General features: G+C 34.7%; 19 protein-coding genes and 1 pseudogene. 15 read left to right on the top strand and 5 right to left on the bottom strand.

The genetic code is table 11. From position 1 onward, the window contains the following. Nucleotides 1–34: 34 nt before the first annotated feature. Complete coding sequence (locus tag AC1DMU_RS19375; RefSeq protein ID WP_088063291.1) at nucleotides 35–370, top strand: YolD-like family protein; 336 nt, start codon at nucleotides 35–37, stop codon at nucleotides 368–370. A 217-nt stretch (nucleotides 371–587) separates the two neighbouring features. Here the strand turns inward: AC1DMU_RS19375 and gerPF are convergent, their stop codons facing one another. Further along, entirely contained in the window at nucleotides 588–803 is a 216-nt protein-coding gene (gerPF, locus tag AC1DMU_RS19370; RefSeq protein WP_001141565.1) for a spore germination protein GerPF, read from the bottom strand. A gap of 209 nt (nucleotides 804–1,012) precedes the next feature. Here gerPF and AC1DMU_RS19365 point away from each other — a divergent pair, with 209 nt between their 5' ends. The 5 genes and pseudogenes from AC1DMU_RS19365 to AC1DMU_RS19345 all read left to right on the top strand — a co-directional run bounded on the left by AC1DMU_RS19365 (nucleotide 1,013) and on the right by AC1DMU_RS19345 (nucleotide 3,713). Beyond that, nucleotides 1,013–1,348 (top strand): hypothetical protein, encoded by a 336-nt coding sequence (locus tag AC1DMU_RS19365; protein WP_001066867.1) that lies wholly within the window; start codon nucleotides 1,013–1,015, stop codon nucleotides 1,346–1,348. Between the two features lie 41 nt (nucleotides 1,349–1,389). Then, nucleotides 1,390–1,583 (top strand): annotated as a pseudogene (locus AC1DMU_RS19360) (hypothetical protein). Between the two features lie 132 nt (nucleotides 1,584–1,715). Continuing rightward, nucleotides 1,716–2,423 carry an SDR family oxidoreductase gene (locus AC1DMU_RS19355; protein WP_088063292.1) on the top strand — a complete coding sequence of 236 codons (708 nt, stop codon included), beginning with the start codon at nucleotides 1,716–1,718 and terminating at the stop codon, nucleotides 2,421–2,423. Nucleotides 2,424–2,632: 209 nt separating this feature from the next. Next, entirely contained in the window at nucleotides 2,633–3,292 is a 660-nt protein-coding gene (locus AC1DMU_RS19350; RefSeq protein WP_088063293.1) for a DUF6944 family repetitive protein, read from the top strand. Nucleotides 3,293–3,500: 208 nt separating this feature from the next. Next, the gene (locus AC1DMU_RS19345; RefSeq protein WP_000990228.1) at nucleotides 3,501–3,713 is read left to right on the top strand and encodes a YqaE/Pmp3 family membrane protein; all 213 of its coding nucleotides are present in this window, start codon (nucleotides 3,501–3,503) and stop codon (nucleotides 3,711–3,713) included. Nucleotides 3,714–3,781: 68 nt separating this feature from the next. On the opposite strand, the gene AC1DMU_RS19340 is transcribed toward AC1DMU_RS19345, so the two are convergent. Further along, nucleotides 3,782–3,991: a KTSC domain-containing protein gene (locus tag AC1DMU_RS19340; protein ID WP_131933606.1), complete on the bottom strand. Its 210-nt coding sequence runs from the start codon at nucleotides 3,989–3,991 to the stop codon at nucleotides 3,782–3,784. A gap of 466 nt (nucleotides 3,992–4,457) precedes the next feature. On the opposite strand from AC1DMU_RS19340, the gene AC1DMU_RS19335 reads away from it, so the two are divergent. Next, nucleotides 4,458–6,986, top strand: a complete 2,529-nt coding sequence (locus AC1DMU_RS19335; RefSeq protein WP_088063294.1) for a PBP1A family penicillin-binding protein — start codon at nucleotides 4,458–4,460, stop codon at nucleotides 6,984–6,986. 79 nt (nucleotides 6,987–7,065) lie between these two features. Here the strand turns inward: AC1DMU_RS19335 and AC1DMU_RS19330 are convergent, their stop codons facing one another. Then, on the bottom strand, nucleotides 7,066–7,347 hold the full coding sequence (locus AC1DMU_RS19330) for a hypothetical protein (RefSeq protein ID WP_060488674.1): 282 nt from the start codon (nucleotides 7,345–7,347) through the stop codon (nucleotides 7,066–7,068). A gap of 237 nt (nucleotides 7,348–7,584) precedes the next feature. On the opposite strand from AC1DMU_RS19330, the gene AC1DMU_RS19325 reads away from it, so the two are divergent. From AC1DMU_RS19325 to AC1DMU_RS19295, 7 genes are all read left to right on the top strand, one after another. Then, complete coding sequence (locus AC1DMU_RS19325) at nucleotides 7,585–8,730, top strand: MFS transporter (protein ID WP_000440677.1); 1,146 nt, start codon at nucleotides 7,585–7,587, stop codon at nucleotides 8,728–8,730. A 634-nt stretch (nucleotides 8,731–9,364) separates the two neighbouring features. Continuing rightward, entirely contained in the window at nucleotides 9,365–10,486 is a 1,122-nt protein-coding gene (gene mmgD, locus AC1DMU_RS19320) for a citrate synthase (protein ID WP_002108333.1), read from the top strand. Nucleotides 10,487–10,584: 98 nt separating this feature from the next. Next, on the top strand, nucleotides 10,585–12,021 hold the full coding sequence (prpD, locus tag AC1DMU_RS19315; protein WP_000598118.1) for a 2-methylcitrate dehydratase: 1,437 nt from the start codon (nucleotides 10,585–10,587) through the stop codon (nucleotides 12,019–12,021). Nucleotides 12,022–12,039: 18 nt separating this feature from the next. Then, nucleotides 12,040–12,948: a methylisocitrate lyase gene (gene prpB / locus AC1DMU_RS19310; protein WP_088063295.1), complete on the top strand. Its 909-nt coding sequence runs from the start codon at nucleotides 12,040–12,042 to the stop codon at nucleotides 12,946–12,948. A gap of 154 nt (nucleotides 12,949–13,102) precedes the next feature. After that, nucleotides 13,103–14,812 (top strand): acyl-CoA dehydrogenase family protein, encoded by a 1,710-nt coding sequence (locus tag AC1DMU_RS19305; RefSeq protein WP_088063296.1) that lies wholly within the window; start codon nucleotides 13,103–13,105, stop codon nucleotides 14,810–14,812. Between the two features lie 17 nt (nucleotides 14,813–14,829). Further along, nucleotides 14,830–15,720: an NAD(P)-dependent oxidoreductase gene (locus AC1DMU_RS19300; protein ID WP_088063297.1), complete on the top strand. Its 891-nt coding sequence runs from the start codon at nucleotides 14,830–14,832 to the stop codon at nucleotides 15,718–15,720. Nucleotides 15,721–15,756: 36 nt separating this feature from the next. Beyond that, entirely contained in the window at nucleotides 15,757–17,217 is a 1,461-nt protein-coding gene (locus AC1DMU_RS19295; protein WP_060488680.1) for a CoA-acylating methylmalonate-semialdehyde dehydrogenase, read from the top strand. A 71-nt stretch (nucleotides 17,218–17,288) separates the two neighbouring features. Here the strand turns inward: AC1DMU_RS19295 and AC1DMU_RS19290 are convergent, their stop codons facing one another. Together AC1DMU_RS19290 and AC1DMU_RS19285 are read right to left on the bottom strand one after the other, a co-directional pair. Beyond that, on the bottom strand, nucleotides 17,289–17,921 hold the full coding sequence (locus AC1DMU_RS19290; RefSeq protein ID WP_000572331.1) for a LysE family translocator: 633 nt from the start codon (nucleotides 17,919–17,921) through the stop codon (nucleotides 17,289–17,291). A gap of 177 nt (nucleotides 17,922–18,098) precedes the next feature. Next, nucleotides 18,099–19,154 carry an enoyl-CoA hydratase/isomerase family protein gene (locus AC1DMU_RS19285; protein ID WP_088063298.1) on the bottom strand — a complete coding sequence of 352 codons (1,056 nt, stop codon included), beginning with the start codon at nucleotides 19,152–19,154 and terminating at the stop codon, nucleotides 18,099–18,101. A gap of 316 nt (nucleotides 19,155–19,470) precedes the next feature. On the opposite strand from AC1DMU_RS19285, the gene AC1DMU_RS19280 reads away from it, so the two are divergent. After that, nucleotides 19,471–19,728 (top strand): hypothetical protein, encoded by a 258-nt coding sequence (locus tag AC1DMU_RS19280; protein WP_046955733.1) that lies wholly within the window; start codon nucleotides 19,471–19,473, stop codon nucleotides 19,726–19,728. Nucleotides 19,729–19,763 lie beyond the last annotated feature (35 nt).

Genomic DNA, 19,763 nt, shown 5'->3' with positions numbered 1-19,763 from the left:
AATTGAATGGATAAATGATCAAGGAGATAAAGAAATGAATGATGTAAAGGTGCAGAAAATAGAAAGAGAATGGGTTCCATTTACAGTAATGTCGGAACAGTTGTTAAGTTTGCGAAAGGTTATTGGAGAGAAGTTTAAAGTACAAAAACCGCTCTTAACAAACGAAGCAAAAGAGAGAATTTCTGATAAATTATTAACGTCATTATTGTCTGAGAAAGAAATATTGGTGACATATTTTGAAGATGGTTACATCCTTACAAGTTATATGACAGTAGTGCATATAAACCCGCTAAAGCGCATTGTAATATGTACGGACGCATTTTATAAAACTTACGTATTTAATACTTCTGATATTATTGAAATAACGTAAAGGAAGCTGAAATTTCAATTTTAGCTTCCTTTACGTTATTTTAGATGAGGGATATAAATAATGAAACGAAAAAGCAGCTAGCTTCATACTAGCTGCTGAGCCCCAGGGAAAGGGAGAAAAAGATAGGGTACTCCAAAAATCAATAATAGCTGTGTAACAGCCTAATTATAGTATAGACAAATTTAAAATTCCTAAACAGAACGATGAAAAAATAGGATTAGGCTGTACCCACTTGGTTTTGATCTGCAAGGTCAGAATCAAACGTATTAGTCGCGCTCACGCCATTAAAAGTATTAACAACAAAACCAACGTTTGAAGCACCAGATCCATTATAAGCCTTCGTATTTTCTTTCGGAGAAACGTTGTAGAAATCGCCTAAGTTAAATGAACCGTTACTATTTTGTACAACTAAATTCCCTACAACTGAGGGCATAGTTTTCACCCGCTTTACAATCATTTGTTAACATTACTATATGGCCTTATAGTCCAAATGGTTCATGTAACAAAAATTGTGGAATAGTAAAACGTTTGAAGTGTAGCTTAATCCTACAATAAAAGTATGTTAAAATTAATGTAAGGTCGATTAATTTTAAAAAACAATTGTATAATTAATATATACAAAATCAAAGGAGGCAAAATGTAATGAATAATGTTATAAAAAAAGTAGATTTAACAGATGCAAAATCAAGTAATCTTGTTGCACTTATTTATAGCAATGAAGTTATATTGGTTGAAGAAGCATTTTGTCCAAATGAAATAAAATTAAAGTTTAATGAAATTGCAATTTTATCGGCTATTAAAACAGCACATATAATGAAAGTATCCATCAGAAAAGAACTGGAAGCAATTTTTCATGACACTGGTGTTTTATTTGTGAAGCATAGTGTTGATTATGGAAATAGTCAATCTATCACTATGCATTTTGAACAATTCAAAAAGTTGCAAAATGAGATTGAGAATTTAAATAAAAATCGGTAATCAGAATAGATGAAGATTCTTTCATAGAGGTTAACTGTTCTATGTTGAAAAAATGGTTTAAAATTTTTTTAGATGAATCTCACTGTAAGCATAAATATGGTTTTATTAAGGATAATGAAGATTTTAAAAGAGGTAATCTAGGTGTAACTTTTATATATTGTGTGAGAAATGCGGGAAAGAGAAGCTGAAATATAAAAGCAATAACGAAATAAATAATGACTTTTTTGATATATAAGCAAGAGTAACTGTTATGGTTACTCTTTTTGCTTACATAAAAACACCTACTAAAGTATGAAATGAGTTGATACTTTAGTAAATGGCTGAATGAAAAGGGAGAGTGTAAAATTTTATAAAGGAGGAGAGGTATATGCAGCGAAACGAAACTGGAAAAGTTGTAATGATTACAGGAGTGACGCAAGGATTAGGTCGTGCAATGGTTGATCGATTTCATGAATTGGGATGGAATATATATGGCTGTGGACGTTCAAAAGATAAAATTGAAGAATTGAAAAAATATTACGGTAATATACATGATTTTCAAATAATCGATGTTTCAGACTCCCAGCAAGTAAGTAATTGGGCGAGTTATATACTTCATAGATATAGAGCACCTGACTTGTTAATAAATAATGCATCGATTGTTAATAAAAATGCGCCACTGTGGAAAGTAACAGCTCAAGAATTCGAAAATGTAATGAATGTAAACGTAAATGGTGTAGTAAATGTAATTAGGGCATTTGTCCCAGCGATGGTAGCTAGGAAAGAAGGAATGATTATTAATATGAGTTCTAGTTGGGGCCGAGAGGGAGAAGCTGAGCTGGCGCCATATTGTGCCTCAAAGTTTGCAATTGAAGGTATCACGAAATCTATGGCACTTGAATTACCCTATGGTATGGCTGTAGTTGCTTTAGATCCGGGCGGAAGTATTAGGAGCCCAATGCTGTATTCATGTGCACCACAGTATGTAAATGAATCACCCACACCTGAAATGTGGTCACATCATGCGATTCAATATATATTAAATATAACAATAGATAAAAATGGAGCTTCATTGACATGCCCAGAATGTATGTAAATATATTTTGAATTGTATACGTATCTTTTAATTAGCATATTTTCAGTGATATACGCTTTGTCTAAAAAAAGTACCTTAAAGGTGCTTTTTTGTATGATTAACACATTTTAGAATGCACAAAATTACATATAGAAAATAAATATGAGATAAAGGATGTCATTTGTGTATGGCGAAAAAAGCACTAGAAAATTTCTAAATAGGTGATAAAAATGAATCCAAGCGGTTTAAAAGTGACAGGAGCATGGTTTCAAGTAGGAGGAAATCTTACTGCGGCTATTGGGACGACAAGAGGATTTATTGGAGAAGAGAAAGTTGAATCAGATCTTGTAATTGTAGGAAGCTCATTACAAGCCCTCGGTTATATATTACAAATAATAGCGAGTAATGATACCGGAAATGAAGCTGAAAGAGAAAATCAAAATATGTGTTTGGAGAATAAAAGTGAAATGCTTGATAAAATGGGCATTGAATTATTAGCATTAGGGAATATATCAAATGTAATAGGAACATATTTTAATATAAATAAACAATTGAAAGAGAATGATTATCTCATAATTATCGGGAACAGTTTACAATCGATTGGTGCTTTTTTAGGAGTAGAAGCAGCTTTACTTCAGATGAAAGCAATACAGAGAATTATAATACTAGGTAATTCTTTGCAAAGTTTAGGTGCTGGACTTCAAGCGTATCAAGGTATTATTAATGTATCAAAGAACGAAATAGAAAATGAAGGCAGTATGGTTGATAAGAAGAATGAGAAGATAATAGCACTCATTGGTATTTGGATACAAGCAATAGGAACTATTATTTCTGCGATTGGATTAACTATAATAGAGAAAGAAGACAGATTAGAAAAAATAAAAATATGAAAATACACATTTGATAAAGGAAGGGGGATTTTAATTTTACATACGTGGTAAGATTGAAGTAGTAGGTTTTTAGGCATTTGAATAGAATATATAAGAGTAGAAAAGTTTTTCATGCTTAATTGGAATTTATGAAATATAAAAATAATTGGTTTTGTGAGCGTATGAAAAGAAGAGAGATAAAAAATACAAAACAAGGAGTTTTCAAGAGATGATGTATTTATTGGCAATTCTACTACCACCAGTAGCCGTATTATTTTGTGGAAAACCATTTCAAGCAATAATTAACTTCCTATTAACATTAATATTTTGGGTTCCAGGAGTTATACATGCGATATTAGTTGTACATGATAAAAAAGCAGACCGGAGATTAAAAAAACAAATTGAAGCATATGATGAAATGAATAAGAGGAATAGAAGATAGCTAAGTCGTGAAATGATTGTAAAAAGAAAGGGGGACTACCTCCTTTCTTTTTTTCATTCTGTTTAAGTTTAAATTTTAGTATAGCGGTAAGAATTTTTAATATAAGTATTGTGATAATTAGTTTTAGATTGTGCGCTTAATAAACCGGTGTAAATGTTTTCAGGCACGTTAAAGAAATCATACATTCCATTCTTTAATTGAATGCGCAAAATCATAGAAAAAGGATTATAGCCAACAGCAACTATATTTTTTGAAATCACGGGAGATAGTTTCATCATTACGCAACTCCTCACTTCTCATTTTTAATAATTTCTTGTAGATGTTGAGGTTGTGGTGTTGAAATCCTTATAATTAAAGAGGTATTATACTTATATGCAATATATTAAATGTTCGTTATACGTAATTATAAGGAAGTTCACACGAAGTACATATCGTTGTGCTATTTTTATTTCACCTTTGATTTATAAATAAGAAAATATTGACCATTTGAAAAAAAGGTATATTATTTATACGAGGTATTAAAAATTCACTTTTTACATTCTATGCTTAAAGGGGCAGCATTATTAGGAAAAATAGAAGTGAAAATAGTTTGTATAAGAAGTATTCTAAAATTTATAATCTGTGAATTAGGAAAATATTGAATGCTCCAGGTCGATATACTTTCTTAATTAACTTCAGTTTAGAAAGTGACCTCAATATTTTTAAGTAAATCAACGGGAGAATTGAAAGGCAGGAGAAAGTAACATGTCAGAAAATTATCGTTCTCGAGAGGAACGACGACAAGTTAAAAAGAAAAAACAGCCAGCTTCTAAAACACAAAAACCAAAAGGGAAAACTTCATTCTTTCGTAAGTTTTTAATTACTTGTTTATTACTTGGTATTGTTGGTTTAGTGGCGGGGGTTGCTACCTTCTTCGTAATGATTAAGGATGCACCAAAACTTGAGAAAGCAAAACTTGTTAATCCGTTATCCTCAAAAATTTATGATAAAAATGGCGATTTGGTATATGAATACGGGAAAGAAAAACGGACGAATGTTACGTATGATCAAATTCCTAAATTAGTAGAAAATGCATTTTTAGCAACAGAAGATTCACGTTTTTATGAGCATAGTGGAGTAGACTTTAAAGGTACTGCCCGTGCTGTCTTGGTGAGTCTTAAAGGAGATTACGGTTCACAAGGTGGAAGTACAATAACGCAACAGGTTATTAAAAACTATTTCTTATCGATGGAAAAAACATCAAAACGTAAAGTTCAGGAAATATATTTAGCGTATAAGCTAGAACAACAATATTCAAAACATGAAATTTTAGAAATGTATTTAAATAAAATTAACTTAGGAAACCGTTCATATGGTATCGCAACAGCAGCACAAAACTACTATGGTAAAGAATTAAAAGAGTTAACATTACCAGAAGTTGCGATGCTTGCAGGTTTACCGAAAGCACCGAATAACTATGATCCAACGAAAACGGACAATATTCAAAGAGCAACAGAAAGAAGAGATGTTGTACTAAAATTAATGAATCGACATGGTTATATTACGAAGGCAGAAATGGAAGAAGCTTCGAAAGTTAAAGTAACAGATGGACTTAAAACTGCAACTGTTCAGGCAATGCCATATCCTGCATTTATGGATGCGGTTGTGAAAGAAGTTGAAAAAGAATTGCCAGATGCTAACATTGGTTCTGACGGTTTAGAAATTTATACAACTTTAGACCGAGATGCACAGAAGTCTGCTGATAGGATATTAAATGAAAATATTATTAATTATCCAAATGATAAATTCCAAGGTGCTTTCACATTTATGGATACGAAAACAGGTGAGGTTCGTGCTATAGGTAGTGGGCGCGGTGAAAATAAAGCAGTATTTAAAGGGCATAATATGGCAATTGAATTAGATCGTGCAGCTGGTTCAACGATGAAGCCAATCTTTGATTACGGTCCTGCTATTGAATATTTAAAATGGGCTACGTACCATCAAATTGATGATTCTCCATTTAAATATTCAACTGGACAAGAACTTCGAAATGCGGACAGAAGTCATTTAGGCCCAATTACTATGCGTGAAGCATTAAAAATGTCACGTAACGTTCCAGCAGTTAAAACTGCAAAAGAAGTAGGACTTAATAAATCAAAGGAATTCTCTGAGAAATTAGGTATTACATTTAATAAACCGCCGGCAGAATCTACCGCTATTGGTACAAACGAAGTATCACCAACTGAAATGGCGGGTGCTTATGCGACATTTGGTAATGGTGGAAAGTATGCAAAACCGCATTTTGTTAAGAAAGTAGTTTATCCAGACGGCAAGTCACAAAGTTTTGAGCAAAAACCAAAACAAGTTATAGCTGACTCTACAGCATATATGATTACTGATATGCTTCGTTCAGTAGTAACATCTGGTACTGGTACAGCAGCAAATATTAGTTCTTTAGATGTAGCTGGTAAAACAGGTACAACAAACTATGATTCAAAACAACTAGCTCAATATAAAATTCCAGAAAGTGCGACTCGTGATAGTTGGTTTGCAGGTTATACGCCGCAATATACGATGGCGGTATGGACTGGATATATGAAAGATGGTAAAGACGAGTATATTAGTAGTAAAAATACGAAAATTGCACAGTTGATCTTTAAAGAAATGATGAGTGAGTTTGCTACTGACAAATCACGCTTTAAAATGCCAAGTAGTGTTATTCAAGAAGGTAGTGAGCTACGTATAAAAGGTGAAAAACGTGATTCTTCACCAAATACGAGCGTACCGGATACAACGGAACAACCAAAACCAGATCAAAAGCAAAAAACTGAAGAAGAGAAAAACAAAGAAGAAGAAAAGAAACAAGAAGAGCTTAAAAAACAAGAAGAACAAAAGCAACAAGAGGAACTGAAGAAGCAAGAAGAACAAAAGAAACAAGAAGAAGAAAAGAAACAAAATGAACAAAATAATGGAAATGGCCAAGGAACGACACCTCCAGCAAATAACGGAGGAGGCCAAGGAAATACAACACCTCCAGCGAATAATGGAGGAGGCCAAGGAAATACGACACCTCCAGCGAATAACGGAGGAGGCCAAGGAAATACGACACCTCCAGCGAATAATGGAGGAGGCCAAGGAAATACAACACCTCCAGCGAATAATGGAGGAGGCCAAGGAAATACAACACCTCCAGCAAATAATGGAGGAGGTCAAGGAAATACAACACCTCCAGCGACCACACAACCAGATACTGGCGGGAATGCAGGAGAAGTCCCTGTCAATAATGGACAATAAGAGAAGTTAATAAAAAGTACAAAAAAGCACTTAAGATTTGTAAAAATTACAATCTTAAGTGCTTTTTTATCGTTTAAATTTAAATGTTAAAAGTACCGTAGAAATTTTGAAAATAAATTGATGGAAAATGATAAAAAACTTGAGCCTGAGGCAATGGAGTATAACTGGGGTTGTAAAAGGTAGTACTACTTGGATGTGCGCCATGATGCCAAAATGAGGGAGTAACTTGACCTGGAATTTGATATTGTTGCCAAGTTGCAGGAAGTTCAATTCCTACATCGGAACTAGCTGTATGAACGGCTGGAACGTGTATCCCAGGAGTCGAAGGAACGACGGCTGTTACTCTTGAAGATACCCACATAACATAATCACTCCTAAGTGGTGATAATAAAGTAGTATATTCTTTTCACGCGTATAAAGGTACATATAGATAGGACTTTAGGCTAATGTATACTTATAAAGTTGTAAGACCAATTTATATTGATGGTGGACCATTTATTATAAAAAGTTACGTCTATTTACGGAGGGAAAAGGGACTAAGAAAATGTAAAATGGAGGTGTTAATTGCAAGAATATACGTGTTTATGGAGGAATTTTAATGGAACGATTATGGACGAAATCATTTATTCAAATGACTTTCGCAATGTTATTTTTATTTACAGGATTTTATTTACTTGTACCAACGCTCCCGCTCTTTATTAAAGAGATAGGCGGCAATGAATCACAAGTTGGACTTATGATGGGAATGTTTACAATAGCAGCAGTTGTAATACGACCGATTATCGGAGGAATGTTAGATCAATATGGGAGAAGATCTTTTATTATTTTCGGACTCGTCTTTTTTGGGATAACGATGTATTCTTATAATTTAGCATCGACTATTGTTCTTTTAGCTGTTTTACGGGTTATTCATGGCGTGACATGGGCTGTTTCTACAACAGCTGTTGGAACAGCAATAACTGATATTATTCCAGATTCACGCCGTGGTGAAGGTATGGGTTGGTACGGGATGGCTATGACAATTGCAATGGCGATCGGCCCAATGATTGGATTATCGGTTGTACAACATTATTCATTTCACGGCCTATTCTTGTTGGCAACTCTTTTATCCTTTATGGCAGTCCTATTATCGTTCATGACGAAAATGCCATTCACACCACAAAAAGAAAAAGGGAAAATGCAGTTGTTTGAAAAATCGGTTCTCTCCATTACAATTGTAGTTTTCTTTTTATCATTTGCATATGGAGGAATTACGACGTTTTTACCGCTATTTGCATCTTCAATCGATGTGAATCCTGGGACATTCTTTCTTGTATATGCAGTTGCTTTAACGATTGTAAGACCAATTTCAGGAAAACTATTAGATAAGTATGGAGAAGTATTTATTATACTCCCGGCACTATGTATTACGATTATCGCGATAGTTGTATTAACGATTTCAAATAGTTTAATAGGGGTAGTTATCGCAGCTGCATTATACGGTGTTGGATTCGGTTCAGCACAGCCCGCATTACAAGCAGCGATGCTTACAATTGTTGATCCGAGTAAAAGAGGAGTTGCTAACGCTTCATTCTTTACCGCATTTGATTTAGGGATTGGACTTGGTGCGATTTTACTTGGAGTTGTTTCGCAAATGTTCGGTTACCGTATTTTATTTGCAGGTAGTGCAATTTCAGGACTAATCGCTTTCATTATTTTTGTCATTTTTGTAAAACAGCGATTAGGTAAAAAAGAATTTGCGTAAACGAGAGGAACAAAGATCAAAATTTTAATTGAACATGACGCTCTACAATGGTTTAAGGAAGAATTCTGAATATAGCATGTTAATAGTCTAATTCAGCCTGGATATTCTTTAGGAATAGTCTTTAGGAAATTATATGGTAAATTATGTAAGTTGATGATCTTTAGCACTTTCAAAACTATCATTTAGTTGTAGGTTAGTACGGGGAAACGTAGGAATTTAATTTAATTATGTAAAATAATAACTTTTTTAAAAGTAAATAAGTTTTATATAAGAATTATATTGAAGAGATAGTGAAATAAATATTATGAAGAAACGAGTTGTATATGTGTGCAGCTCGTTTTTTTTATTTTCTTAAAAAAAATGGGAGAATGATGTGTTCTGTAGGATTTTCTGATTCATCCTTATATTTTGTTTTAATAAGGCGAACAAAGAAGTCTGTCCTTTCTTTATAAAATATGAAAATTATTTTTGAAAAATTGTATTGTTACATCGGTAAAAGTATAGGAAACTTATCATTATAAAATAAATTGAAATCTTCTAAAAACTCTGATACATTGAAATAGAAATGTAGTTTCACGATTTTGTAAAGGCTTACAGTTATGTGCACGAAGATCTATTAGGATTGGAGGAAATAATGATGAAAGCTGAAGAAAAATTTTCCCCGGGATTAGATGGTATAGTGGCAGCGGAGACGAAAATTTCGTTTCTTGACACAGTGAAAGGTGAAATTGTAATTCAAGGGTATGATTTAATCGAACTCTCAAAAACAAAAGAGTATTTAGACATTGTGCACCTTTTATTGGAAGAACATCTACCAAATGAGGATGAAAAAGCAAAACTCGAAAAGAAATTAAAAGAAGAATACGCGGTACCAGAAGGTGTATTCAACGTATTAAAGGCATTACCGAAAGAAACGCACCCGATGGATGGATTGCGTACAGGTGTGTCCGCATTAGCTGGTTACGATAATGATATCGAAAACCGCTCGTTAGAAGTAAACAAAAGCCGCGGGTACAAATTATTGAGCAAAGTACCAAACATTGTAGCGAATAGCTATCATATTTTAAATAATGAAGAGCCAATTCAGCCTCTTCAAGAATTATCATATAGCGCGAATTTCTTCTATATGTTAACAGGTAAAAAACCAACTGAACTTGAGGAGAAGATCTTTGATCGTTCCCTTGTTTTATATAGTGAACATGAAATGCCAAACTCTACATTTACAGCGCGCGTTATTGCATCAACGCAATCGGACTTATATGGTGCTTTAACAGGTGCAGTTGCATCTTTAAAAGGTAGCTTACACGGTGGTGCAAACGAAGCGGTTATGTACATGCTTTTAGAAGCTGGTAATGTTGAGAAGTTTGAAGAGTTGTTACAGAAGAAACTATATAACAAAGAAAAAATTATGGGCTTTGGACATCGTGTGTATATGAAGAAGATGGATCCAAGAGCACTGATGATGAAGGAAGCTTTAAAGCAGTTATGTGATGTAAAAGGCGATTATACACTATATGAAATGTGTGAAGCTGGAGAAAAGATTATGGAGAAGGAAAAAGGAATTTATCCGAACCTTGATTATTATGCAGCTCCAGTATATTGGATGCTTGGTATTCCAATTCAACTTTACACACCAATCTTCTTTAGCTCTAGAACAGTAGGACTATGCGCGCACGTAATTGAGCAACATGCGAACAATCGATTGTTCCGTCCACGTGTAAATTATGTTGGCGAGCGACATGTACTTAGTAAATAAGAACAACTGGGGAGTTGTTAGCGCCGCCCGCTAGATGGGTGTTTGACAGACACCCATCATTAATAATAACGAATTTTCGACAGAAAGGGAAGAATAGTATGATTAAAACAAATGAAATTAAACAAAAAGATGCATTATTAGAAGAAATTGCGGATTATGTATTAAATAAAGAGGTAACTAGCGCAGAAGCATTCAGTACTGCTCGTTACGTATTACTTGATACACTTGGATGCGGAATTTTAGCACTACAATATCCAGAGTGTACGAAATTACTAGGACCAGTTGTACCAGGAACGATCGTGCCGAATGGTACACGTGTACCAGGTACGTCATATGTGCTTGATCCAGTGAAAGGTGCATTTAATATCGGATGTATGATCCGTTGGTTAGACTATAACGATACTTGGCTTGCAGCAGAGTGGGGACATCCATCTGATAACTTAGGCGGTATTTTAGCAGTTGCAGATTATATTAGCCGTGTTCGTATTTCAGAAGGAAAAGAACCATTAAAAGTACGTGAAGTATTAGAAATGATGATTAAAGCGCATGAAATTCAAGGTGTACTAGCTTTAGAAAATAGTTTGAATCGTGTTGGTCTTGACCATGTATTATACGTAAAAGTAGCAACAACTGCTGTAGTTGCAAAAATGCTCGGCGGAACACGTGAAGAAATCTTTAATGCATTATCACATGCATGGATTGATAATTCTAGTCTTCGTACATATCGTCATGCACCAAATACAGGCTCACGTAAATCATGGGCAGCAGGTGATGCAACAAGCCGCGGTGTTCATCTTGCAATGACTGCTCTAAAAGGTGAAATGGGATATCCAACAGCATTATCTGCACCAGGCTGGGGATTCCAAGATGTATTATTCAATAAACAAGAATTAAAGTTAGCAAGACCATTAGAGTCTTATGTAATGGAAAATGTATTATTTAAAGTTTCATATCCAGCAGAGTTCCATGCACAAACAGCTGCAGAGTGTGCTGTGAAATTACATCCAGAAATTAAAGAAAGATTAGATGAAATTGATCGTATTACGATTACAACTCATGAATCAGCAATTCGTATTATCGACAAAGAAGGTCCATTAAATAACCCAGCTGATCGTGATCATTGCTTACAATACATTACGGCAATTGGTTTGTTAAAAGGAGATATCGTTGCGGATGATTATGAGGATGTAGTAGCAAATGATCCACGTGTAGATGAATTACGTAATAAGATGGTTGTTGTTGAAAACAAACAGTACAGTTTAGATTATCTTGACCCGAACAAGCGCTCAATCGCCAACGCTGTTCAAGTTCATTTCAAGGATGGCACTGTAACAGAAAATGTGGAATGTGAATATCCACTTGGTCACCGTTTCCGTAGAGACGAAGCGATTCCAAAAGTTGTTCAAAAATTCACTGCAAATATGGCAGGTCATTATTCTAGTAAGCAACAAGAACAAATTCATGAAGTTTGTCTAAATGAAGAAAAACTAGAAAATATGAATGTAAACGAATTTGTAGATCTATTCTTAAATTAATAATAGGGGGAATTTAGAATGGCTTGGGTTGTGAATAAACAGTCAACACAAGAGGAGCTTGCGAATTGCTTCCGAGCTTTAGTAGAAGCAAATGAAATTTTGCAAATTCCAGGTGCTCATGATGCAATGGCTGCTCTTGTTGCGAAAAATACAGGTTTTTCAGCTTTATATTTATCGGGAGCTGCTTATACTGCAAGTAAAGGTCTACCAGATTTAGGAATCGTGACGTCTACTGAAGTAGCAGAAAGAGCAAGAGATCTAGTAAGAGCTACAGATTTACCAGTTCTTGTTGATATTGATACAGGATTTGGCGGTGTATTAAACGTAGCGAGAACAGCAGTAGAAATGGTGGAAGCAAAAGTTGCGGCTGTTCAAATTGAAGATCAACAATTACCGAAGAAATGTGGACATTTAAATGGTAAGAAACTTGTTACTACAGAAGAGTTAGTTCAAAAGATTAAAGCGATTAAAGAAGTTGCACCAAGTTTATATATTGTGGCACGTACAGATGCTCGCGGTGTAGAAGGCTTAGATGAAGCGATTGAAAGAGCGAACGCCTATGTAAAAGCAGGTGCAGATGCAATATTCCCTGAAGCACTTCAATCAGAAGAAGAGTTCCGTCTATTTAATAGTAAAGTAAATGCGCCTTTACTTGCGAATATGACTGAGTTCGGGAAAACGCCGTATTATAGTGCAGAGGAATTTGCGAATATGGGCTTCCAAATGGTTATTTATCCTGTAACTTCACTTCGTGTTGCAGCGAAAGCATATGAGAATGTGTTTACTTTAATTAAGGAAACAGGTTCTCAAAAAGATGCACTTTCAAGTATGCAAACGAGAAGTGAGTTATATGAAACAATTTCATATCATGACTTTGAAGAACTAGATACTGGAATTGCAAAAACAGTATTATCAGAGGATCAATAGATAAAACAACTAAGGCGATGAGAATACATCTTTGGCAAAACGAACTGCTTGATGTGACAATTCATCGCCTTCTGTTTTCAAAAATAAGAAATTCCACTCATCGTAGACGAGCATACGTAGTAGCAAGTAAGGCCGAAATGATAGGGGGATTCAGATGGAGAAAACAAAGTTACCGTGGGATGAATTTTTTTCACTTAATAAAGATGTGAATTATACTTTCTTTACGCCAGAAGATTTTTCAGGAGATGAAGATTTAATCGCAAAAACGACAGAACAATTCGTTAAACAAGAAATTGTTCCACAAATGGAGAATATTGAACAACATAACTATAAAGTTTCTCGTCAATTATTTGAGAAAGCTGGGGAACTTGGATTATTAGGCATTGAGGTACCAGAAGATTATGGCGGGTTCGAGTTAGGAAAGGCTGTCTCAGGTCTTGTAGCAGAGAAAATGGGGTACGCTGGTGCGTTTAGCGTTTCTTTTAATATACACGCTGGTGTCGGTACATTACCTTACATATATTATGGAACGAAAGAGCAAAAAGAAAAATATTTACCGAAAATCGCATCGGGAGAATGGATTGGGGCTTATGCTTTAACGGAGCCAAATGCTGGTTCGGATGCATTAAGCGCAAAAACAAGCGCCGTATTGAATGAAGAGGGAACAGCTTGGAAGTTAAATGGTGAGAAGCAATGGATTACAAATGCTCATATGGCAGATGTATATGTTGTTTTTGCGAAGACAAATAAAGGAATGACAGCGTTTATTGTCGAAAGAACATGTGAAGGTGTATCTATTGGATTAGAAGAAAAGAAAATGGGGATTAAAGGTTCTTCAACAGCGACTCTTATTTTAGAAGATGTTGTCATCCCTGCTGAAAATGTTTTAGGGGAAGTTGGGAAAGGGCATCACGTAGCTCTTAATATTCTTAACTTTGCTAGACTTAAACTTGCTTTTGGAAATATTGGAACAGCAAAACAAGCAATTGGTTTGTCGGTTCAATATGGAAAAGAGCGAAAACAGTTCCAAACGGAATTAGTAGACTTTACGATGATTCAAGAGAAGATTGCAAATATGATCATTGCTACATATGGAGCCGAAAGTGCAGCTTATCGTACAGCAGGTGTAATCGATGAAGCAATTCATGAGAGCGATGAAGATCTTATGAAGAAAATGTCCCAATTTGCAATTGAATGTGCACTGAATAAAGTAAATGCTTCTGAAACACTTGCTTATATCGTAGATGAAGCTGTACAAATTCATGGTGGTTACGGTTATATGCAAGAGTATGAGGTAGAACGATTATATCGTGATGCTAGAATTAGTCGTATTTTTGAAGGAACGAACGAAATTAATAGATTAACAGTTGCCAAAATGTTAATGAAGCAAATCGAACAATTAGAAGATACTGAAGTAGAAAGTGATGTAGCAAATGTCGAAAGAAACCATCGTTACATTTTATTAGCGAAAAAATTGTTGAAACAATCTTTGAAAACGCTCTCTAAAACTCCAGGTCTAAAAATTGACCAAGAACAAGAATATTCACGTGTAATTTCAAATATGTTGACGGACGTGTACGTCATGGAATCAGCGTTTTTACGTACGAGAAAAGCGGTAAGTAAAAATGGTGAGGAAAAAGAACGTACGAAGCAATTAATAACGGATGTTATTTGTGAAGAAGGATACCGTAAAGTAGAAGAAGCGGCGATTTCTGTACTTTCAGCAGCTGTCACAGAAGAACAAGATAGACATGTGATTTTAGCTGAAATCCGTCAATTATTAGTACCTTTATACACGAACGTATTTACGAAGAAGAGAGAAATTGCGAAAGCTATTATAAATCGTGGGAAATATATTGTGTAAAATAGGAGGAAAGCGATATGAAAAAGATTGGTTTTATCGGTTTAGGTAACATGGGTCTTCCGATGTCAAAAAATCTAGTTAAATCAGGTTACACAGTATATGGCGTGGACTTAAATAAAGAGGCAGAAGCGTCCTTTGAAAAAGAAGGCGGAATTATCGGTCTATCAATCTCAAAACTAGCAGAAACATGTGATGTAGTTTTTACAAGTTTACCTTCACCTCGCGCTGTTGAAGCGGTATATTTTGGAGCAGAAGGATTATTTGAAAATGGTCACTCGAATGTAGTTTTCATTGATACAAGTACGGTATCGCCGCAGTTAAACAAACAATTAGAGGAAGCTGCAAAGGAAAAGAAAGTAGACTTTTTAGCAGCGCCTGTTAGTGGTGGGGTAATTGGAGCTGAAAACCGTACATTAACGTTTATGGTTGGTGGATCGAAAGAAGTATATGAGAAAACGGAATCTATCATGGGCGTACTAGGTGCGAATGTTTTCCATGTTAGTGAGCAGATTGATAGTGGCACAACAGTTAAATTAATTAATAACTTATTAATTGGTTTTTATTCAGCTGGTGTGAGTGAAGCTTTAACATTAGCGAAAAAGAATAATATGGATTTAGATAAAATGTTTGATATTTTAAATGTAAGTTACGGTCAAAGTAGAATTTATGAGCGTAATTATAAAAGTTTCATTGCAACTGAAAACTACGATCCAGGATTTACTGTGAATTTATTAAAGAAAGATTTAGGATTTGCAGTAGATTTAGCGAAAGAAAGCGAACTTCACTTACCAGTAAGCGAAATGCTATTAAACGTATATGAAGAAGCAAGTGAGGCAGGATATGGTGAAAACGATATGGCTGCTTTATATAAGAAAGTTAGTGAACAGTTAATTTCTAATCAAAAATAATAGACTTATATACATCATAAAAAAGGAGAGAATATAATGATTACAACTGAAATTAAACGAGTAAAAAATCATATTAATGGTGAGTGGGTAGAATCTACTGGTACAGAAGTAGAAGCAGTTCCGAATCCGGCGACTGGAAAAATTATCGCTTACGTTCCGCTATCTCCGAAAGAAGATGTTGAAAAAGCTGTTGAAGCGGCAAAAGCAGCATACGAAACATGGTCTAAAGTACCAGTTCCGAATCGTTCAAGACAATTATATAAATATTTACAGCTTTTACAAGAAAACAAAGAAGAGCTTGCTAAAATCATTACGCTAGAAAATGGTAAAACATTAACGGATGCAACTGGTGAAGTGCAGCGAGGGATTGAAGCGGTAGAACTTGCAACATCAGCACCAAATTTAATGATGGGACAAGCTCTTCCGAATATTGCTAGCGGCATTGATGGATCGATTTGGCGCTACCCAATTGGAGTTGTTGCTGGTATTACACCGTTTAACTTCCCAATGATGATTCCATTATGGATGTTCCCACTTGCAATTGCTTGCGGTAATACGTTCGTATTAAAAACATCGGAAAGAACGCCACTTTTAGCAGAGCGACTTGTAGAGTTATTCTATGAAGCTGGTTTTCCAAAAGGGGTATTGAATTTAGTACAAGGCGGAAAAGATGTTGTAAATAGCATTTTAGAAAGTAAAGATATTCAAGCTATTTCATTCGTTGGATCTGAGCCGGTAGCTCGTTACGTGTATGAAACAGGTACGAAACACGGGAAACGTGTACAAGCGTTAGCTGGTGCAAAAAACCATGCGATTGTAATGCCTGATTGCAATCTTGAGAAAACAGTGCAAGGTGTAATTGGATCTGCATTCGCAAGTAGTGGAGAGCGCTGCATGGCATGTTCAGTAGTAGCAGTAGTTGATGAAATTGCTGATGAATTCATCGACGTACTAGTAGCAGAGACGAAGAAGTTAAAAGTAGGTGACGGTTTCCACGAAGATAATTATGTTGGACCATTAATTCGTGAATCTCATAAAGAGCGCGTATTAGGCTATATTAATAGCGGTGTAGCAGATGGAGCAACTTTATTAGTTGATGGTCGCAAAATTAAGGAAGAAGTTGGAGAAGGTTACTTTGTAGGTGCGACAATCTTTGATGGTGTAAATCAAGAAATGAAAATTTGGCAAGATGAAATTTTTGCTCCAGTATTAAGCATTGTACGAGTTAAAGATTTAGAAGAAGGTATTAAATTAACAAATCAATCTAAATTTGCAAATGGCGCGGTTATTTATACGTCAAATGGTAAACATGCACAAACGTTCCGTGATAATATCGATGCTGGTATGATCGGTGTAAACGTAAACGTTCCAGCACCAATGGCATTTTTCGCATTTGCAGGAAATAAAGCTTCATTCTTTGGTGATTTAGGTACAAATGGTACAGATGGTGTTCAATTCTATACACGTAAAAAAGTTGTAACAGAGCGCTGGTTTTAATAGAGAGTAAACAGCCAAAACAGTTGTTAAATGAAAAACACCACTCTGAAGATGTGGTGTTTTTCGTCTTGTTAATTATTTTTTTCAAAAGCTAGTTTAATACCAAAGCCAATTAAGACGATTCCTGTTAAGCCTTGAATATAACGTTGCGTCCTCGGTTTTTTCATAAAAGCACTAATTTTATCAATTAAAAATATATAAAAAGCGAACCAAATAACTGTTAATACGAGGTAAGTAAGACCCATTACGAGAAGTTGAATAAACGTATTATGATTTGGATTTAAAAATTGAGGTAAAAAGGTTAAAAAGAAGACTGCAACTTTAGGGTTTAATAAATTCGTAAGAAACCCTTGGCGAAAGCAAGAAGTGTGTTCATCTTCATTATTTAAAGATATATCGTTCGTATCAAAGCCTTCTTTGTTTCTTACCGCTAAAAGGGCTTTAATGCCAATATAAATTAAATACAGAGCTCCAACGTACTTGAAAATAGAAAATAAAAGAGCTGACTTTACAATAATTGCGGAAAGTCCGATTACTGCTGCTAAAGTATGAATTAAAAGTGCAACACATGTACCGAACACTGTTTTCACTCCACCGACCTTACCGGCAACCAATGTATTTTTCGTCGCCATTGCAGTATCAGGACCGGGTAAAATAATAAGACAAATAGACATAATGATGAAAAGAAAATAATTTTCAATCATAGTTGCTCCTCCTTTTTATTTTTAGAATATTTGATTAAAAATAGTGTAGCACACATTTTTGATTTAATAAAATTAAATTTTATTAAAAATTATTAAATGAGAAAGAGGCTATATAGTAGTGAAATTCCACTACTATATAGCCTCATGTTTATCCCGAATGAACGGGCGCCCCACCACTTATGCGTTAAGTAAGTTGAAGAATCGATTTACATCTTCTTCTGAAACATCACTTAACTGCTTATATATATAATCCGGATTTTGATCTTTATCAACGACAACAGATCGTACTCCTTCAAAGAAATCTGCATGTCTCATGAAATTTTTAGCAAGTACAAGGTCAGTAGCGAAACATTCTTCAACGGACTTATTTTGTCCATCAATAAACTGTTTTAATGTTACTTTTAACGAAATAGGGGATTTGGATAATAGTGTTTCTTTCGTTTTTAAAGCAAAGGAACTTTGGTCTTTCTCCAATGAATGGACGATCTCTTCAATTGTATCGAAAGCAAAATGAGTATTCATTTCTTCTAATGAAGGAGCAAGCTCGCTTTCTAATTTTGGAGCAGTTGCAAATGTACGAATAACTTCTTTTAAATTAGTATGTACATCATCTTCTTTATGCCAATTTACATTTTCAAGTTCAGTAAGGAAATTTGGTAAGGAATCAGATGTCATAAAGTAATCAGCAGCGTTTATAAATAATACGTCAGCAGCTTTTAAAATAGATGCTGTTAAAGCAACATATCGGCCTGCAAAACCTGGAGCTTTATTTAAGAAATAAGCAGCACCGACATCTGGAAAGAATCCGATATTCATCTCTGGCATTGCCCATTTCGTACGCTCCGTTACAATTCGATATTTCGCACCATTTGTAAGACCGACACCACCACCCATTACAATTCCATCTAAACAAGCGATGATCGGTTTTTTATATTGATAAATATATGTATCAATTTCATACTCTTCTTCAAAGAAACGTTCCGCATGCTGTAATGCAGCTTCATTCGAACGTGCTTCATAAAGAGTTTTAATGTCGCCACCTGCACAAAAACCTTTTGTGCCGGCTCCTTTTAATACGATAAGCGCAATTCGCTCATCATTTTCCCACTCTTTCAGTTTTTGCCCAATTGGTTGCAACATGTCATAAGATAAAGAATTAAGTGCTTTTGGGCGGTTTAAAGTAATTGATGCAACGCCGTTTTCGCTAACAGAAAATAAAACGTGTTCAGTCATAATTCATCCTCCCTTACATATCTTCTTATTCTTAATTCTTGATACGTACTGAAATGTCCTTTATAAATTTTGTCTAAACTTGACGGTGCGTGTTAATTTCGACACTGCATATTTTGACGAGTTATATTTGCAGGATTTTGAAGGTTGAAAATGAATATTACAACATTACTGTAATTGTAATTATTTGAAATTATCATGATAAACACGCTATTATATATGTGTAAATTGTGCATAATTACTTCAAAAAGAGTATTTGAAGTGATTATGATGAAAGAAAAATTGCTTTTCATTAGAAATAGAGAAAGGAGAAATCGGAATGCCAGGACCTTTACTATTGTCGGTGATTATTTTGTCTTCTTTAATGATAGGGATAACGCAGTATTTTCATCATACAGATACGACAGAGGAAGTGAAGGATAAAGTACGACTTGTATTTCCGATTTTTATCATATCTATTTCTTTTTGCATTTTATTAAATAAGGATGGGTACATTATCGCAGTATTTTCATTTTTTGTAGCGATCGTTTTCATTACAGTTTTATATTATGTAATGAAAGACTTTATACAAAAATAAAGATGTCACATTAGACATTTTTATTTTTACAATAA

This window comes from Bacillus sp. 01N45 (assembly GCF_056399205.1).
Note: the sequence above shows the minus strand (reverse complement) of the source record. Positions and strands in the feature narration are given on the sequence as shown.

What these genes read in the sequence shown, in the direction of transcription:
- AC1DMU_RS19365 (WP_001066867.1), top strand. Translation starts at nt 1,013, where the DNA reads ATGAATAATGTTATAAAAAAAGTAGATTTAACAGATGCAAAATCAAGT.
- AC1DMU_RS19355 (WP_088063292.1), top strand. Translation starts at nt 1,716, where the DNA reads ATGCAGCGAAACGAAACTGGAAAAGTTGTAATGATTACAGGAGTGACG.
- AC1DMU_RS19280 (WP_046955733.1), top strand. Translation starts at nt 19,471, where the DNA reads ATGCCAGGACCTTTACTATTGTCGGTGATTATTTTGTCTTCTTTAATG.
- gerPF (WP_001141565.1), bottom strand. Translation starts at nt 803, where the DNA reads ATGCCCTCAGTTGTAGGGAATTTAGTTGTACAAAATAGTAACGGTTCA.
- AC1DMU_RS19335 (WP_088063294.1), top strand. Translation starts at nt 4,458, where the DNA reads ATGTCAGAAAATTATCGTTCTCGAGAGGAACGACGACAAGTTAAAAAG.
- AC1DMU_RS19285 (WP_088063298.1), bottom strand. Translation starts at nt 19,154, where the DNA reads ATGACTGAACACGTTTTATTTTCTGTTAGCGAAAACGGCGTTGCATCA.
- AC1DMU_RS19340 (WP_131933606.1), bottom strand. Translation starts at nt 3,991, where the DNA reads ATGATGAAACTATCTCCCGTGATTTCAAAAAATATAGTTGCTGTTGGC.
- AC1DMU_RS19295 (WP_060488680.1), top strand. Translation starts at nt 15,757, where the DNA reads ATGATTACAACTGAAATTAAACGAGTAAAAAATCATATTAATGGTGAG.
- AC1DMU_RS19305 (WP_088063296.1), top strand. Translation starts at nt 13,103, where the DNA reads ATGGAGAAAACAAAGTTACCGTGGGATGAATTTTTTTCACTTAATAAA.
- AC1DMU_RS19290 (WP_000572331.1), bottom strand. Translation starts at nt 17,921, where the DNA reads ATGATTGAAAATTATTTTCTTTTCATCATTATGTCTATTTGTCTTATT.
- AC1DMU_RS19300 (WP_088063297.1), top strand. Translation starts at nt 14,830, where the DNA reads ATGAAAAAGATTGGTTTTATCGGTTTAGGTAACATGGGTCTTCCGATG.
- AC1DMU_RS19375 (WP_088063291.1), top strand. Translation starts at nt 35, where the DNA reads ATGAATGATGTAAAGGTGCAGAAAATAGAAAGAGAATGGGTTCCATTT.
- prpD (WP_000598118.1), top strand. Translation starts at nt 10,585, where the DNA reads ATGATTAAAACAAATGAAATTAAACAAAAAGATGCATTATTAGAAGAA.
- AC1DMU_RS19330 (WP_060488674.1), bottom strand. Translation starts at nt 7,347, where the DNA reads ATGTGGGTATCTTCAAGAGTAACAGCCGTCGTTCCTTCGACTCCTGGG.
- AC1DMU_RS19325 (WP_000440677.1), top strand. Translation starts at nt 7,585, where the DNA reads ATGGAACGATTATGGACGAAATCATTTATTCAAATGACTTTCGCAATG.
- AC1DMU_RS19350 (WP_088063293.1), top strand. Translation starts at nt 2,633, where the DNA reads ATGAATCCAAGCGGTTTAAAAGTGACAGGAGCATGGTTTCAAGTAGGA.
- mmgD (WP_002108333.1), top strand. Translation starts at nt 9,365, where the DNA reads ATGATGAAAGCTGAAGAAAAATTTTCCCCGGGATTAGATGGTATAGTG.
- prpB (WP_088063295.1), top strand. Translation starts at nt 12,040, where the DNA reads ATGGCTTGGGTTGTGAATAAACAGTCAACACAAGAGGAGCTTGCGAAT.
- AC1DMU_RS19345 (WP_000990228.1), top strand. Translation starts at nt 3,501, where the DNA reads ATGATGTATTTATTGGCAATTCTACTACCACCAGTAGCCGTATTATTT.